The sequence below is a fragment of the Ideonella dechloratans genome, from assembly GCF_021049305.1.
In the GTDB taxonomy this organism is placed as follows: domain Bacteria; phylum Pseudomonadota; class Gammaproteobacteria; order Burkholderiales; family Burkholderiaceae_C; genus Ideonella; species Ideonella dechloratans.
The window spans coordinates 213876-228975 of record NZ_CP088082.1 but is presented as its reverse complement, the minus strand read 5'-3'; the positions used below and the strand labels follow the sequence as shown (position 1 = coordinate 228975).

The 15100-nt window shown below is 57.4% G+C and carries 15 protein-coding genes and 1 pseudogene; 5 read left to right on the top strand and 11 right to left on the bottom strand.

What is annotated here, in order from left to right; genetic code table 11:
- Nucleotides 1-91: 91 nt before the first annotated feature.
- From LRM40_RS18985 to LRM40_RS18945, 9 genes are all read right to left on the bottom strand, one after another.
- Nucleotides 92-289 (bottom strand): SHOCT domain-containing protein, encoded by a 198-nt coding sequence (locus tag LRM40_RS18985; protein ID WP_231067906.1) that lies wholly within the window; start codon nt 287-289, stop codon nt 92-94.
- Between the two features lie 38 nt (nt 290-327).
- Entirely contained in the window at nt 328-714 is a 387-nt protein-coding gene (locus LRM40_RS18980) for an ArsR/SmtB family transcription factor (protein WP_211373001.1), read from the bottom strand.
- Between the two features lie 495 nt (nt 715-1209).
- A complete protein-coding gene (gene mobB, locus LRM40_RS18975; RefSeq protein WP_013516310.1) occupies nt 1210-1749 on the bottom strand; it encodes a molybdopterin-guanine dinucleotide biosynthesis protein B in 540 nt (179 codons plus the stop codon).
- A 69-nt stretch (nt 1750-1818) separates the two neighbouring features.
- On the bottom strand, nt 1819-2136 hold the full coding sequence (locus LRM40_RS18970; RefSeq protein WP_013516311.1) for a c-type cytochrome: 318 nt from the start codon (nt 2134-2136) through the stop codon (nt 1819-1821).
- Nucleotides 2137-2262: 126 nt separating this feature from the next.
- Nucleotides 2263-2982: a chlorate reductase subunit gamma gene (gene clrC / locus LRM40_RS18965; protein ID WP_151124415.1), complete on the bottom strand. Its 720-nt coding sequence runs from the start codon at nt 2980-2982 to the stop codon at nt 2263-2265.
- Nucleotides 2979-3560, bottom strand: a complete 582-nt coding sequence (gene clrD, locus LRM40_RS18960; protein WP_013516313.1) for a chlorate reductase assembly chaperone protein ClrD — start codon at nt 3558-3560, stop codon at nt 2979-2981. Before clrD ends, clrC begins: the two co-directional genes overlap by 4 nt.
- A complete protein-coding gene (clrB, locus tag LRM40_RS18955; protein WP_013516314.1) occupies nt 3557-4543 on the bottom strand; it encodes a chlorate reductase subunit beta in 987 nt (328 codons plus the stop codon). The genes clrD and clrB overlap by 4 nt, the downstream gene beginning before the upstream one ends.
- Before the next feature lie 10 nt (nt 4544-4553).
- On the bottom strand, nt 4554-7298 hold the full coding sequence (gene clrA / locus LRM40_RS18950; protein WP_151124414.1) for a chlorate reductase subunit alpha: 2745 nt from the start codon (nt 7296-7298) through the stop codon (nt 4554-4556).
- A gap of 218 nt (nt 7299-7516) precedes the next feature.
- Nucleotides 7517-8839 carry an ISL3-like element ISIde1 family transposase gene (locus tag LRM40_RS18945; RefSeq protein ID WP_076611707.1) on the bottom strand — a complete coding sequence of 441 codons (1323 nt, stop codon included), beginning with the start codon at nt 8837-8839 and terminating at the stop codon, nt 7517-7519.
- Between the two features lie 235 nt (nt 8840-9074).
- Here LRM40_RS18945 and cld point away from each other — a divergent pair, with 235 nt between their 5' ends.
- The 5 genes and pseudogenes from cld to LRM40_RS18920 all read left to right on the top strand — a co-directional run bounded on the left by cld (nt 9075) and on the right by LRM40_RS18920 (nt 12414).
- Entirely contained in the window at nt 9075-9932 is an 858-nt protein-coding gene (gene cld / locus LRM40_RS18940; protein WP_151124413.1) for a chlorite dismutase, read from the top strand.
- Nucleotides 9933-10068: 136 nt separating this feature from the next.
- A complete protein-coding gene (locus tag LRM40_RS18935) occupies nt 10069-10356 on the top strand; it encodes a pentapeptide MXKDX repeat protein (RefSeq protein ID WP_013516317.1) in 288 nt (95 codons plus the stop codon).
- A 5-nt stretch (nt 10357-10361) separates the two neighbouring features.
- A pseudogene (msrB, locus tag LRM40_RS18930) lies at nt 10362-10604 on the top strand (peptide-methionine (R)-S-oxide reductase MsrB); the annotation flags it as partial.
- Between the two features lie 111 nt (nt 10605-10715).
- On the top strand, nt 10716-11072 hold the full coding sequence (locus LRM40_RS18925) for a cupin domain-containing protein (RefSeq protein WP_081462207.1): 357 nt from the start codon (nt 10716-10718) through the stop codon (nt 11070-11072).
- A gap of 370 nt (nt 11073-11442) precedes the next feature.
- Nucleotides 11443-12414 carry a tyrosine-type recombinase/integrase gene (locus tag LRM40_RS18920; protein ID WP_013516319.1) on the top strand — a complete coding sequence of 324 codons (972 nt, stop codon included), beginning with the start codon at nt 11443-11445 and terminating at the stop codon, nt 12412-12414.
- Nucleotides 12415-12433: 19 nt separating this feature from the next.
- On the opposite strand, the gene istB is transcribed toward LRM40_RS18920, so the two are convergent.
- Together istB and istA are read right to left on the bottom strand one after the other, a co-directional pair.
- Complete coding sequence (gene istB / locus LRM40_RS18915) at nt 12434-13189, bottom strand: IS21-like element ISIde2 family helper ATPase IstB (protein WP_151124412.1); 756 nt, start codon at nt 13187-13189, stop codon at nt 12434-12436.
- A 19-nt stretch (nt 13190-13208) separates the two neighbouring features.
- Nucleotides 13209-14747 carry an IS21-like element ISIde2 family transposase gene (istA, locus tag LRM40_RS18910; protein ID WP_013516321.1) on the bottom strand — a complete coding sequence of 513 codons (1539 nt, stop codon included), beginning with the start codon at nt 14745-14747 and terminating at the stop codon, nt 13209-13211.
- Nucleotides 14748-15100 lie beyond the last annotated feature (353 nt).

Sequence of the window (15100 nt, the reverse complement as noted above, 5' to 3'; positions counted from 1 at the left end):
GAACAAGGAGGCAGCATCTGGAGCGGGCCACAGACATGCCACCAGTCCCGGTCAGGCATGGCAGCGACCGGAAACTATTGAGCTTGAATCGTCATTCGAGGTCTTTCTTCATTCGCTGATATTCCTCCTGCCCGATTTCGCCACGTGCATAACGCCGGTCGAGAATTTCTTTTGCACTTTCCTCCCGGTCATGGGTCCGCATCCCGCGTCCGCCGCTCATAGGTGAGCCTCCGCCACGAAAGACAATGAGAAGAATCACGACAAGAAAAATCAGGGGGAATATCCACATCAACGGGAACCATTCCCAAGGGCCATGTGACCACATAATTAAGATGCCTTCTTAGTTTTTGCCCCGACCAAGCGAGGTTCGCTTGGCGGATTGGGCGGGTTGGCCTGGCCCGATACAGGCACTTGACGGGTGTCCAACCATTGCCTGAGGTCGTGCAGGATACGCAGCAACTCGGGGTCGGCAAGACAATAGTAGATGAACGATCCGCGACGTTCGGCGCGAACGAATCCCGCCTCGCGCAGCACGCGCAGATGGAATGAGACATTGGTTTGTCCCAGGCTCGTCGCATTGATGACGTCCGTCACCGGACGACATTCAGGTCCCAGTTCGCATAGGATGCGCAGGCGGTTGACTTCCCCGAGCACCTTGAGTGCCGGGATGACCCGCGTATGGTCAAGCTCACCGGAATTCATATTAATGAACACACATATATATCCTGACTCATATTATGTCCCAAGCCACGTGGATGTCAAGGCTGGGCATTCAGACGACCGACGGCTGAATGAAATCCCAAATTACTCAACTGGACTGCGAAACAGCCGTCACTGGCTTCGGTCGGGTTAGGTGGCTCAAGAGTCGGCTACTGGCAATGCCTGATTCCTTGGGCTGAAGGACCGCACTGGAAATTTTGGTTTGGCGAATGGAGAAGTAACCCCGAATACCCAAACCTGGCCACCAGACGAAATCCACCACCCATCAAATTCAAACGCGATTCTCTGGCCATTCATTGAATTTGCGCTTGAGTGTGCGACTGCTGCAAGCATAGGGCTACGCAGTCTTGCAATTGCGTGAGGGAGTTGCGGAGTGGGCGATAACGCTGGCGCAAGGTGCTGCCTCAGGTGTGTAGCATGCTCATCAGCTTCCATGGCGAGGCGCTGTTGTTTTTAGGCGTGGACCTGAATCAACGTTGTTTTAAAGCATCAGATGGACAGGTCGCTCAGTTCGGGGTTGATGGCATGCAAGAGTATGAATTCCGCGATGGACGCCGTGTCGGCCAAATCCAGTTTGACCAAGTTCGGTACCGCCAATAATTGCTCTGACGCAACAAACCGCGTATCACTGGCAATTGCCACGATGCCCGGCCAAACCGATGCCAGCGGGGGCTTTTCAAGCGATGCCCGCCAGACCTCAAGTTTAGGAAAGGTGCCGCTCTTAAAGCCTTCAATCAACACTAGGTCGCAATGCTGCATTCGGCCAAGCAAATAATCCAATGAAGGCTCGGGCGTTCCACGCAGTTCATGCATCAACGCCCAGCGGTCGTTGCCCAGTAAAAGCACTTCTTTGCAGCCGGACTCACGCAGACGATATGAGTCTTTACCAGGCCGATCTACGTCAATATTTTTGTGGCTGTGTTTAAGCAAGGATATGACCATTCCGCGCGCGCTGATGGCAGGCACCAATCGCTCCAGTAACGTGGTCTTACCCATGCCAGAGTGGCCGGCGATTCCAAAGATTTTCATAAAATGTGCCGCAACACCACTTGCTCATTGGAGTCAGTGGTGCCTAAGAGACCGGATGTCCGATCAGGTTTACTTGAGGGTTAAAACAAACTCGACCATTGTTTTGATGTCGGCGTCTTTGACCGTGGCGTTTGGCGGCATCGGGATTGGGCCCCAGATGCCATTGGAGCCTTTTTTGATCTTCACTGCCAATTGGGCCGCCGCAGCGGCATTTCCCGCATATTTTTTCCCGACTTCATTCCAGGCCGGGCCGACCAGCTTCTTGTCCAGTGCATGGCATGCGAGGCAGCCACTTTTCTGGGCCATAGCCATCGCGACGCCTTTGTCGATCGCGAAAGATGAGACTGAGAGGGTGGCGAATGCGGCCAGTACGAGAATTTTTTTCATAAGCTATTCCGAGTTGAAATGAAGCAGCGCAACAGTTGCGCTGCTTGGTGAAAGGTTATGGTCAGTATCCCTTTCAGGTATGCGGGTCACAATACATGCCAAGCGGTTGCCACCGTCGTTACGTCCTCAAAAGCGAAGCTGCCACCACTCCATGGTCACGGCTTTAAGCCCGTCACGTTCCTGGTTCTCACCATCCCAGGCGGCAAAGCCTATCGGCATGGTCCGTCGGCCCTGTAGGTTCGCGCCCTCTTCTGCCTTGACCCGCAGCGGACGGCTGAGGACTACCTCCCAACCATCGCCGGTGCGCACCGACGCACTGCGCAGATCCTCGGTCGGCACCGGCGTTGAAGTGCCGAAACCTTTGGCCAGCAGGTTCAAAGTGCGCCCGTCGGCGCGCCAATGCCACACATTGACGACGTTGACAGGATCGCCCATGAAGGGCAGCGTGGCGACCTTACCGTTGACGGGGAACTCTACTGCGGCGCCGTCCAGGAACTGATCGGTATCCTTCATCACTGTGTTGGCGGTGCGGTCGCTCCAGGCAAGCTTGACGAATAGCCGCCCTGAAGCGCGCACAGCTTGGGCAGCGAGCTTCTGAGTTGCGGCCGTGCCCACGATTGAGATGTGGCCGGGGAAGGCCGTTAGCAGCGTGACCTGCGTCGTCGGCGCCTTTTTCCAGACGGCCGCCTGGGGAGACGCGGCGTCACCCCCCGCTACCGACAGCACGCGGATGATGCGCTGCGCTTGCGGCACGGCGCCTTGCGCTGCTGCAGCAGCACCCGTGCACGCTGCCGCGACGGCGAGACCGATCACTGCCATTCGCTTCACTAGAATGTTTGTTTTCATTGCATTTCTCTCGATTTTTGTGGCTGATCGCCGAGGCGGCTGCGGTGAGTTTCCACCAGTTCGCCCAGCGTTGGTCCGTACTGCGCATAAGTGGTCTCCGTGGCTTCTAGCCGCTGGCGAAAATCCGGCAGCCAGGCCGCCAAGTGCCGAACCAGAAAGTCTCGCGCAGCGTTTTGAAACGGTTCTGCGTCGCGCCCGTCGCGCAGGGCGGCATGCTCCTGCAGACAAAGCCATGCGAGGAACTCCAGTTCGGTGACCAGATGGTCTGGGTACTCCCGCTCGTCCTGATTGAGGTGCACGTCGAAGAACTCGTAGAAACGCAACAACTCCTGCAGAATGCCATCGCGCCCGCGTTCCGGCCGGTTCTGCCCTTCGTAAAGGGACATTGTGGAAGTGCCGCCCCCCATCTCGAAGAGGCCCAGGTACTCCGCCTCCAGCGTTTCACGGCCAAGTGCCGGATCCACCAGCCCATTTTCAGTCAGGCGGCGCCAGGCGTCGGCGTCGGGATAAGAGAACATCTGGGCCATCGCCAGATAGCCGCTGGCCATGGCTTTGGGGTTGTCGATGAGGGTGTTCATACGCCGTACCTGTCCTTGTTGGTGAAGCCGATGAGGATGTCGGTGAGTTCCGACGCCTGCGCCTTGCGCCGCTTGGCCATCTCACCCCCAAGCGTTGCCAGAGCCTGCTTGACGCCGGGGCCAAACAGCGCTTCGAGATCCTCGATCGGGATGCGTGGCTTGTCGCCGAGGCGGCCGTCCTCCTCGAATGGCGGCGGCGTGGTGTTCATGGGCGGCACGTAAAAGACGTTGGGCTCGGTGCCGTATTCGGCATGCAGCGGCAGCGCCACTTTCCATTGCTCGACCAGCTTGTAGATCGGACCGTTTTTGTCGTCTCGATAGCCCCAGAAGCGAATGCGACCCGAGCATTGCTTGACGCAGGCGGGCGCCTCGCCCTTTTCGACGCGCGGATAGCAGCCGATGCATTTCTCTGACTTGCCTTTCTGCAAATTGAAATACATCTTGCCGTACGGGCAGGCCTTGACGCAGTAACGGTAGCCACGGCAGCGCGTCTGGTCAACCACCACAATGCCGTCTTCGGGGCGTTTGTAGATCGCTTTGGTGGGGCAGGCGGCCAGGCAAGCCGGGTTGGAGCAATGGTTGCAGATGCGAGGCAGGTAAAAGGAGTGGTTGTTCGGGAATTCGCCCTTGCCCTCGTCTTCGTCCCAGTTCGGGCCCCAGGTGGCTTTCTCATGGGGCACCACCTGGTCGGCTTTGCCCTCCAGCAGGACCTCGTTCAGGTTGAAGTCACCGATCCTGCCGCCATAGTCGGCCATGATGGGGATGATGCCGTTGGTTTTTAGCTTGCCTTCCTGGTCGAAGCCGCCGCCTTTTCCCTCCCAGTTTTTGGGATAGCCCTTGCCGGGGCGGGTCTCCACGTTGTTCCAGTACATGTACTCGCGACCGTCCCGGTTGGTCCACAATTGTTTGCACGCCATGGTGCAGGTGTGACAGCCGATGCACTTGTTCAGATCGAATACGTAGGCTACTTGTCTTTGACTCATGATTTGTTCCTCAGGCCTTCTCGACGTCAACCGTCGTTTCGTAGAAAATGCGGTTAGGATTGAATCCCCCCGACGTGTACTTGATGTGGCCGTAGCCGCCCACCAACTCCAGTGGGTTGATCAGCTCCGAGCTGACCATGTTGTAGTGGGTCATGTTCTTGTACTGGTACTGTTCCCACCCATGCTCAGTGAACAGCATGTTGTCGGGCAATGCGGGCATGGCCTTGACCACGGCAAAGAACTCACCCGAGTCATTGAAAATGCGGACCATATCGCCATCCTTAATCCCCTTGGCTGCCATGGCCTTGGGGCTCATACGCACATCCGGCTCGCCGCGTTGGTGGCGCAGCATCCATTGCTCGGTACGCGCGAAGGAGTGGACACCCCAACGGGCATGGGGCGAGTTGCGCACAAAGGGGTACTTTTTCGGCCCCAGAACGCCCCCTCGGTACTGGGGCTTGGGCACGGTGGCCCCAAGGCGCTGAAACCAGTCGTGGTCCACATAAAACTGCAGGCGTCCGGTAAGCGTGCCGTACGGCTTCTTGTCGGTCACGTTCACTGTGAAGGGGCGGTACGGTTTGTCCTTCGGCACCGGCCCGGTCTTGCCAGCCGAGGGACCGACCGCGACGAAGCCGTTTTTCATCACTTCTTCATAGGTGCCCGGACCGAGGGCCTTGGAGTTGTCCATGACGAAGCGCACCGCCTGCTCGTCGGTGACAACCTTGCCGTTCATGGTGAACTCGTCGTAGATCTTGTCGAAGTCGATGCCGCTCTTGATCTCGGGATCATCTACGCGAGCGATGCCGCGCGCCTTGGCACGCTCCTGGATCTTGGCTGCGAGCGCCACCATGATCTGCCAGTCGGTCTTGCGCTCGTACATGGGCTTGACCGGTTGGCCGAAGGCATGGATGAAACGGGTCACCGAGGTCTCGCGAATGTCCAGCTTCTCGGTATTTTCCGCCGCCGGCAGCACGATATCGGCATACATCGCCCCGGAGTTGAGACGGAAATCCACCACGACGTTCAGCTCGCAGCGCTTGAGGAAGTTGTCTCGAAGATGCTGGTAGCCGTTGGAGGTGGCGAACATGTTGATGCCGCCTGTGATGCTGACCACCGGCTCCTTGATGGACTGCCAATTGGGCATCCAGCCGTTGGCCTCGGATTCCTTGCGCATTGACTCCATCTCGTCGACGCCGAAGCCCAGCTCCTCGCGTAGCTGCGCATCATTAAAGTAGTCTTTCGAGCGTTGGTACTGTTCGCCCCACACCCACTGGGCCAGCACTGCGGAGACGCTACGTCCGGGTTTGCCCTTCACCGTGCCCAGTTCAGAGTTGCCTTCCAGCCGCCAGCCCTCGAAGGTGGTGTCGATGGAGCCGGTCGTGCCATGGTGGCCGATCAGGGTCAGAATCAATATCTTCAGGCGACCGCACTGGAATCCGTCGAAGTGCTTCTGGTTGTTGTAGCCGTCGAGAATGCGCAAGGCCTTGCATTCGGCTATCCATCCTGCCAATTGGCGTACAACGGAAGGATGCACACCGGTGGTGGCCTGGGTAGCCTCGGGCGTGTACGGGGTGATTTCTGCCTTCAGACGCTCGAAGACCGTCGTGACCTTGATCCCATGAGTTTCAAAGTTTCCCTCCAGCGCCGGATCGATGGTGCCGAGCTTCAAGGTCTTGTCCTTGCTGCCCATGCTGCCGGGTGCAAGCACCGCCTTGCCCGCCTTGGTGTCCCAGACATAGAAGACCTGGTCGCTGCCGTCCGCCTTGAAGTCCTTCTCGCGTAGGAATTTACCGTTGTCGGTGCGTACCAGGAAGGGCAGGTCGGTTTGCTCCTTGAGGTAGTCGGCCTTGTAGTGTTTACCGGCGATAAGCACATTGACTAGCGCTGCGGCAAGATGGGAGTCGGTACCCGAGGTCACCGGAACGAACAGGTCGGAGTGGATCGAGGACGGGTTATAGTCCGCCGAGATATTCACCAGCCGCGCGCCGTTGTAACGCGCTTCCATGAGGAAGTGGGCGTCCGGAATCCGCGTGACGATGGGATTCTTGTGCCACATCAGGATGAGGTCGGAGGTGAACCAGTCGTCGAAAGTGGACACGGTTGAGGCCGGCACGCGCACCGTCTGGATGCCGGTATAGAGATCGCCAGTCATGGAGGTAGCATCCGGACTGATGGCCCCTAGCAGCTTTGTCATCCGCGTGTATGCCGTGTTGGTGATGACTGCGAAAGGGCGCTTGGGAATATAGATGTTGCCGGGACCGCGCTTCACCGTCGTGTCGATGATCTTGTCCGCGATTTCGGTGAGCGCTTCGTCCCAGGAGATGCGCTTCCATTTGCGCTCACCGCGTTCGCCGACGCGCTTGAGCGGCCACTTGATATGGTCCGGCTGCTTTGACCAGGAACAGTACACCGCCCCCTTTTGGCAACCGCGCGGATTCATGTCCGGAATGCCGGGCAGTTGCGGGTACTTGCTGATTTGCTCCTCGCGCATCGGGATACCGTTCTTCACGAACACATTCCAGGCACAACCAGCGACGCAGCCATTGGAGTGCGTCATGACGCCAACTGAATCCCAGGTCCACTCCTTTCGGTAAAGGTCTTCCCAGTCGCGGTAGGGGTAGTCTTTCAGCGGATCCTCGATGGGCTGGATCTTTGAAAAGGCCCACAGACTGGGGGATGCGGCCGCACTGGCAAGCGCGGCCGCAGAGAACTGTAGAAACCGGCGGCGGCCGTTGTGCTCATCGGGACTATTCATGACGATTCCTCATTTGATGGACTCCAGGTTGCAAACATGTCGGCTGCTTTTGACAGTGAAATAGACAGGAGCCATGCGACTCTTGTTTCCAAAATATCGGGAAGCTGGGCACGATGCTTGCAACTCCCCTCTCACCATGCCTATTTCAAAAACATGGTTTTGTCGTTCAAAAGGAGAAAAAATATGGCTCTGTGCCGTTTCCAGTGGAAATTGACTTCTCAACAAACATGACGGTAGCGCCCGTAGTCGCGGGCGACGGCCGGCACCAGGGGGTTCTGCGGTAGATGCTTGAGCTTGGACATTCGCAGGTAGGCCATGGCGATGAAGTTCTCGATGTTGCGGAAGCCTCGGGCGGCGGTCTTCGTCTGTTGGAGCAGGCCGTTCATCGCTTCAACGTAGGCGTTGCTGCGTCCGTCGAGCATGCCGCGCACGACGCCGCCGAGGTGCTCCTTCAGGGTGAGGGCCAGCCGCTTGAAGGGCTCCAGGCGGCTGCGGCGCGCCCAGCTCAGCCATTTGCTCATGGCACCTTGCGCGATCTCCTCGCTGTTGCTCGCGGCTGCATCGCGATAGACCAGCCGCAGTGCCTGCTTCAGGCGCCACGCACGCGCGCTCTTCAGATTCGAGCGTTGCAGCCAGTGCATCGCCTCGAACTGGGCACGGGTCCAGCTCACCGGGTTCTTGCGCATCCCCCACAGCAGCTGACGAAGCGTCTTCTTGCTCTGTGCGCCGACCGCTTCGCGCACCGCTGCCGCCGAGCTACGCATCTCTTCGCGACGCACCTCGTCCATCGCCGCGTTGGCCAGCGCCACGACATGAAAGCGGTCGTAGCTGATCCGGGCATTGGGCAGCGACTGGTCGACTCCCTTGGCGTAGGCCGCGCTCATGTCGATACACGCGTGCTCAATGGTCAGCGGATCGCCGCCGTGCGCACGCATGTCCTGGGCAAAGACCTGCAACGTAGCGTGACCGCGCCCCGGGGTGGCAAACAGCAAGCGCTTGGCTTCAAGGTCATGCACGACGGTGATGTACTCGTGACCACGCTTGACGCTGGTCTCGTCGATCCCGACGTAGCGCACGCACGACATGTCGTCTTTGGCACGGGCCACCTCGACGTAATGGCGCACGCGGCGCCACAGGCGCTTCGGGGCAACCCGCAACTGGTTGGCCGCCTGGCGCACCGGCATCTCTCGGCACAGCGACAGACTCAGCGCCTCGAACAGCAGGGTAAAGCCGCTCCCCTCACGCGCCCACGGCACCGGCAGCTGCGTGGTCTTGCCGCAGCCGTTGCACTGAACGCGCGGAATCGCGGCATGCAGCCACGCTTCGAACTGAAAGAAATCCAGGTGACGCCAGCTACGCCGGACCCGGTCGTGGATCAACTGGGGCTCGGCCCCACACGCCGGACACGTAGCACGAGCGCCGGTGTGCTCGACCTCGAAGTCGATCCGCCGCTTGGCTGTGTTGAGCTCGACCTTGGCGACGTACCAGGGCGGCTGCAGGCCAAGTGCGGTGGTGAAGAGAGCTTCGATCTGGGTGTTCATCGGGCGCGAGGTCGGCGTCAGTGTCGGGCGGTTGTACCACCGAGGGTCATGTTTGTTGAGAAGTCAATTTCCACTGGAAACGGCATAGAGCCAAAAATATAGTGTTAAGTTTCGGAGAAACTCTTGACTTAAATCAAACACATAAAAAAGGAGAAATGCGAAGATTCGTGCACTTTCCGCTTGCTCGGCGACCAAGCCGCCCAGCGGATTCCGATTCTTAACACTGGAGTACATCATGAAAGTTCGTTGCGTTTCCTTAGTCGCCGCAGGGCTCCTCACCATCGCAGGCAGCGCAATCGGCCAACCGGCTCCAGCGCCCATGCCCGCGATGGCACCAGCCGCAAAGCCGGCCATGAATACCCCAGTTGATCGGGCGAAGATACTCAGCGCGCCAGGCGTGTTTGTGGCGTTCTCAACTTACAAAATTCGTCCCGACTACTTCAAAGTTGCATTGGCTGAACGCAAAGGTGCAGCAGATGAAGTGATGGCGGTCTTGGAAAAGCACAAAGAAAAAGTGATTGTCGACGCCTACCTGACGCGCGGCTATGAAGCCAAGAGCGACTACTTCCTGCGCGTTCATGCCTACGATGCCGTAGCGGCGCAGGCCTTTCTGGTCGATTTCCGCGCCACCCGCTTTGGCATGTACTCGGATGTCACGGAGAGCCTGGTGGGTATCACCAAGGCGCTAAACTATATCTCCAAGGACAAGTCGCCCGACCTCAACAAGGGGCTTTCCGGTGCTACCTACGCCGGTGATGCACCGCGCTTTGCCTTCATGATTCCGGTCAAGAAAAACGCTGATTGGTGGAACCTGACGGACGAGCAGCGCCTCAAGGAGATGGAGACTCATACGCTTCCGACGCTGCCCTTTCTGGTCAACGTCAAGCGCAAGCTCTACCACTCGACGGGGCTCGACGATACCGATTTTATTACCTACTTCGAGACCAACGACCTCGGAGCCTTCAACAACCTGATGCTGTCGCTGGCCAAGGTGCCGGAGAACAAGTATCACGTGCGCTGGGGCAATCCGACCGTGCTGGGTACCATCCAGCCCATCGAGAACCTCGTCAAGACGCTGTCGATGGGCAATTGATGGCTTGAATGTTCGGCCACCAGGAACATGGTGGCCGAACGAATCGAGGCGTAAATGGCTTCAATAGCCAAACTGGACACGCTGAGTATCGGCCCAGCCTGATACGGTTCTTCAAACATTCGCAAAGGAGTTAAGCATGAACAAGATCGCCGCAATTCTTCTCTCTATTGGTTTTCTGTCAATTGCTGACGGGGCTTTGGCGCAAGATGGCATGAAAAAAGACACTATGGCCAAGGAAAGCATGGCGAAAGAGGCCATGACCAAGGATGACATGAAAAAACCTACCATGGGCAAGGACGCAATGGCTAAGGACGGCATGATGAAAAAAGATGGGATGAAGAAGGGCGCCATGCCCAAGGATGCCATGGCTAAGGAAGGCATGGAAAAGGGTGCCATGATGGGCAAGGGTGAAATGAAGAAATAAGCCGTCCGTTGTTTCGAAGCGACACAAAGTTCGATAGCGGCACTGGCTGGCCAAGTTTCTTCAATCCGGTCAAGGGGGCGATCACCGAGCATGTCGATGACTCGCACGGCATGCGGAGAGTCGAGGTGAGGAGCGCCAGTTCCGGCATCCATTTGGGACATGTTTTTGACGACGGACCTCCGCCTACCCACAAACGTTACTGCATCAACGGCAATGTGCTCAAGTTCGTGCCAGACAATGCCAAATGAAGAAATTGATATCCTGTTATCAGGCCTAAGAAGACGTAGGTTAGAACTCGACCTTTCGCGCTCTTGAGATTGTGCCATATTTGTAATGGCTAACTGGTGTTGGAGATGCGTATGAAAGCAGAAGGAAGAATATTTTCAGTGGCGGACTATGTTCGCCCCTCTGATAGCGAACCGATTCGATCAGTGGTTCTGGAAACCGAGGACTCAGCGATTGTTGTATGGCATGCCCATCCTGGGCAAGAAATAGCCGCTCATGTCCATCCACATGGTCAAGATACTTGGACCGTCATCTCTGGTGCGGCTGACTATTATCTTGGGAGTGGCATGACCACGCATCTTGTGGCGGGAGACATCGCCATAGCAAAACCTGGGCAGGTGCATGGTGCTCTTAACATTGGTTCCGTGCCATTCATATTTGTCTCGGTGGTTGCTTCTGGCAATGCAGGATTTGCATTGGCTGAAAAATAGATACCCCCTATCGCGCAAAAAGCTCGGCAGGCTGGGATAATATCCCAGCATTCTTTGAGTGAGGATAGTTGGGATTGCATCCCAGCCTATTACTTTGCCCGGTGGCTTCGTGCCATGCTGCTTGATTCTGGGCCAGATACCGCTTTTGTGATGGTTAAGCACTTGGTGACCGGCGGCTTTCAGGCGGCGAATTTACAAGGTTGAGTGGCCGATTTGGGTCGTTATGCTGACCACTCGATTATGTGGAGTAGCCTGAGTGCCATGTTGCCAAAGCATTGCTACAAGGGCTTTCCCATCGGTTGATGTAACAAAAAGGTCGACATAATTTCTGCGGTGGTCTGAAGTGGTTGTTCCACTTCAGGAGACCGTTATGAATACCACCACTACACACCGGGACGGGCCAAGCGCACGGCCATCTGCGTCATTCACGAACCACGTTGCCGAGGAACTGCTGCGCTACGACGAACACCTGTGCAATGTACGAGGGCTGGCGGCAAGATCGCGCCAAAACAACCTTCGTATCGTGGGCTGGTTGCTACAACAGAAATTTGCTGAGTGCCCAGTCGAAATTGCCAAGCTACGCCCCGAGGATGTGCGCCGCTTCCTCGCCAGTCAGTTGGATGCGCACCGAACAACCTCCAATGCATCCCACTTGGCATCATCACTGCGGAGCTATTTCCGCTACCGTACCACCTGTGGTGATCGGGTCGATGCACTGACCGCAGTAATCTCTTCGCCCGTCAACTGGAGGCTGGCGACCATACCGCGCGCGCTCAAGCCCGACGAGGTCGAGCGCCTGCTGAACTACTTCACTGCCAACCTGCGCTTACCAAAACGTGATTATGCCATTGTGCGTTGCGCATTGGACATGGGATTGAGAGCCGGCGAAATCGCTCATCTCATGATCAGCGACATTGACTGGCGTGCTGGCACGGTAATGCTGCGAGGGACGAAATCGCTACGGCAGGACATCATGCCATTGCCGATGAAAACCGGGCAGGCACTGGCCGATTATCTGCAACATGAGCGACCTGCCACCCGTAACCCTGCCATCTTCGTCCGACAGAAGGAAGGGCGAGACTGCCCCATCACCTCCATGGCGATACAGAAGGTGATCAAGCACGCCTGCTGCCGTGTTGGTCTACCACATTCCAGCGCACATGCACTTCGGCATACTCTGGCGTGTCGCCTTGTTGAGAACGGCAGTTCGCTCAAGGAAGTCGCCGACCTGCTGCGTCACCGGTCGTTGAACACCACCCTGATCTACGCCAAGCTCGACACGCTGCGTATTCCACGCAAACTGGACAGCCAGTCCACGGCAAACTGGACAGTCGGAGCGTAGCGACGCGGGGGTTATAGTTTTACTCTGAAACTTGTTTTTGGGTCAAACTATTTTTGTGTTTTCTCATGGATTCTCCGGTCAGAATTAATTGATGAGCGTTGTGAACCAGGCGATCCAGAATGGCGTCAGCCAAGGTGGGGTCGCCGATGGATTCATGCCAGTTCGCCACCGGCAATTGACTGGTTACGATGGTTGAACGGTGGCCGTGCCGGTCGTCAAAGATTTCCAGCAAGTCACGTCGCGCGGAGTCGGTCAGTAACGCCAATCCCCAGTCGTCCAATAGCAGCACATCGGTCTTGGCGAGTTGCATCATCAGCTTGCCGTAACGCCCGTCCCCATGAGCAATCGCCACATCCTCGAACAATCGCGGCACCCGCAGGTAAAGCACCGATTTGCCCTGACGGCACGCTTGGTTGGCCAGAGCGCAGGCCAGCCAAGTCTTGCCGACGCCCGTGGGGCCTGTGATCAGCACATTCTGGTGTTCTGCTACCCACGAGCCGGTCAATAGCCGGTTGAATAAGGTGCGGTCCAGGCTTCGTGCTGCGCGGTAGTCCACGTCCTCGGCAACGGCTGCCTGTTTGAGCTTTGCACGCCGTAGCCGGCTGGAAGTTAGTCGGGAATCACGCTCAGTGACTTCGCGCTCAACCAAGAGGCCGAGGCGTTCCTCGAATGCCAGATGCGTAATGTCGGGAATGGCCTGCTGTTCGGCGAGGGCGCGTGCCATTCCGAACAGGCGTAATTGCTGGAGTTGGTCGTGTGTTGGATGATTGAGCATGGGTGGTTCTCCTGTGGTGTTAATGGTAATAGTTCGGGCCACGCACATTGGCGTGATCCAGTGGCAGGTATGCCTGAATGGCTATCGCCGGCTGTTGCCGGTCCAGGCCGTTCTTGAGTATTGAATGAATGCTGCGGTAGCCCGCCGCGTTCAGTTTCAGAGCACGAGCACACGCAGCATTTAAACGATCATTGCCAAAGCCCTTGGCCAGACGCAGTACGCCGAGGCAGGCGCGATAGCTTTGTTGTGGATGCTTGCGCGCGCCCAGCATGACTCGCACCGCGGATTCAGTGGAGCTACCAATCTTCTGTGCCCAGTCGAGCAACCGCGGGCCATTCCAGCCGGCAACGGCTTGGTGTTCCGGGGGCATGTGCGCATCCAGCGTGGTGTGGTGATTTTTGATCGGGCTGCGCACGTGTGCGGCAATGCGCTGGCCTCGATGAAACACCTCCACCGTGGTGACGGTCATGCGCAGCTCCAATTGCAGGCGGGAAAGGCGGTAAGGCACCGAGTAGTAATGCTCATCACCTTCAACGTGGTAATCAACGCCAACGCGCACCTTCTTCCATTCGGCGTATTCATAGCGGCATTGCGGGAGGGGATTGAGCGCAGGGAGATCCATCTCAAGGAAGGCGCTGTGGCGGCAGCCAGGCAGTTTCTTGAACGGCCGCTGATTCAGCGACTCCAACAATTGGGCGATGGCGCGGTTGGCTTCCGCCAAACTGAAGAAGCGTTGATTGCGCAGCCGCGCCAGTATCCAGCGTTCCACAATCAGCACGCCGCCTTCGACCTTGGCTTTGTCCTTGGGCTTGTATGGACGTGCCGGCAGCACTGCTACGCCGTAATGCCGGGCGAAGTCCTGATAGGTCGGATTGAGTTCCGGATCGTAGTAGGAGGCATGTTTGACGCCTGACTTGAGGTTGTCTGGGACAAGGATCGCAGTGACGCCGCCAAGGAACTCGAAGGTGCGGACATGGGAGCCAATCCAGTCCGGCAGTTTCTGCGTCCAGGTCGCTTCGGCATAGGTGTAATTGGATGCGCCGAGGACGGCGACGAACAGTTGTGCCTGGCGAATTTCACCAGTGGCGCCATCAATGATCGACAGCGTCTGGCCGACATAGTCGACAAACAGTTTCTCGCCGGGGGTGTGCGTCTGCCGCATGCTGACCGACAGCTTGCCGGCCCACTGTCGGTAATGTTCGCAGAACCAACTATATAGGTAACCATCCGGGTGATCCGCCTTGTATTCCTGCCACAGCAAGTCGAGCGTGACGCTCTTCTTGCGCATCTCTCGGTGCACCCATGCCCAGTCGGGCTCCAGGCGGATGACCTCCGCCGATACTGCCGGCGGGAAGAGGCGGGACTCAATGGCGGCGTCATCCAGCCCGTCTGGCAAGGGATAACCAATGCCAGCCACACGGGCTCGACGCAGATATTCCCCGACGGTGGTCGGCGAGGTGCCGATGACCAGGGCGATTTCACGGTTGGTGCGGTCGTGCTCGAAATGCAGCCGTAGTGCTTCTGTAATTTTGCGCATGGATAACCTGTTGTTCGCCATGTGGTCTCCGAAGAAAAATCTCCGAGAGTGCCACGGTTATCCCGCGCGCTACGTTACTATTTTTACTGTCCAGATTGCTCTGGAATCACTGTCCAGTTTGCCGTGGAATCGGTGTCCAGTTTGGTCTGGAATACGCACTAATTCAGCAGGTGGCCACGGCAAGTGGCAAACTTGGCGCCGTTGGAGATCAAATTGAATCACTGGAGCGCAGAGCGATAGGAGCGGAAACCAGACTCGAAGAGGCATTAAAGCGGCCAACGGCAGCGAAGAAGAAAAGTGAAAAGCCGCACCAGCAGGACTTAATTAGCCGCTAAGTCCTATTTTTACACGTATGTTGAATCACGAGCAAAACT

What these genes read in the sequence shown, in the direction of transcription:
- LRM40_RS18985 (WP_231067906.1), bottom strand. Translation starts at nt 289, where the DNA reads ATGTGGATATTCCCCCTGATTTTTCTTGTCGTGATTCTTCTCATTGTC.
- mobB (WP_013516310.1), bottom strand. Translation starts at nt 1,749, where the DNA reads ATGAAAATCTTTGGAATCGCCGGCCACTCTGGCATGGGTAAGACCACG.
- LRM40_RS18970 (WP_013516311.1), bottom strand. Translation starts at nt 2,136, where the DNA reads ATGAAAAAAATTCTCGTACTGGCCGCATTCGCCACCCTCTCAGTCTCA.
- clrC (WP_151124415.1), bottom strand. Translation starts at nt 2,982, where the DNA reads ATGAAAACAAACATTCTAGTGAAGCGAATGGCAGTGATCGGTCTCGCC.
- clrD (WP_013516313.1), bottom strand. Translation starts at nt 3,560, where the DNA reads ATGAACACCCTCATCGACAACCCCAAAGCCATGGCCAGCGGCTATCTG.
- clrB (WP_013516314.1), bottom strand. Translation starts at nt 4,543, where the DNA reads ATGAGTCAAAGACAAGTAGCCTACGTATTCGATCTGAACAAGTGCATC.
- clrA (WP_151124414.1), bottom strand. Translation starts at nt 7,298, where the DNA reads ATGAATAGTCCCGATGAGCACAACGGCCGCCGCCGGTTTCTACAGTTC.
- LRM40_RS18945 (WP_076611707.1), bottom strand. Translation starts at nt 8,839, where the DNA reads ATGAACACCCAGATCGAAGCTCTCTTCACCACCGCACTTGGCCTGCAG.
- cld (WP_151124413.1), top strand. Translation starts at nt 9,075, where the DNA reads ATGAAAGTTCGTTGCGTTTCCTTAGTCGCCGCAGGGCTCCTCACCATC.
- LRM40_RS18935 (WP_013516317.1), top strand. Translation starts at nt 10,069, where the DNA reads ATGAACAAGATCGCCGCAATTCTTCTCTCTATTGGTTTTCTGTCAATT.
- LRM40_RS18925 (WP_081462207.1), top strand. Translation starts at nt 10,716, where the DNA reads ATGAAAGCAGAAGGAAGAATATTTTCAGTGGCGGACTATGTTCGCCCC.
- LRM40_RS18920 (WP_013516319.1), top strand. Translation starts at nt 11,443, where the DNA reads ATGAATACCACCACTACACACCGGGACGGGCCAAGCGCACGGCCATCT.
- istB (WP_151124412.1), bottom strand. Translation starts at nt 13,189, where the DNA reads ATGCTCAATCATCCAACACACGACCAACTCCAGCAATTACGCCTGTTC.
- istA (WP_013516321.1), bottom strand. Translation starts at nt 14,747, where the DNA reads ATGGCGAACAACAGGTTATCCATGCGCAAAATTACAGAAGCACTACGG.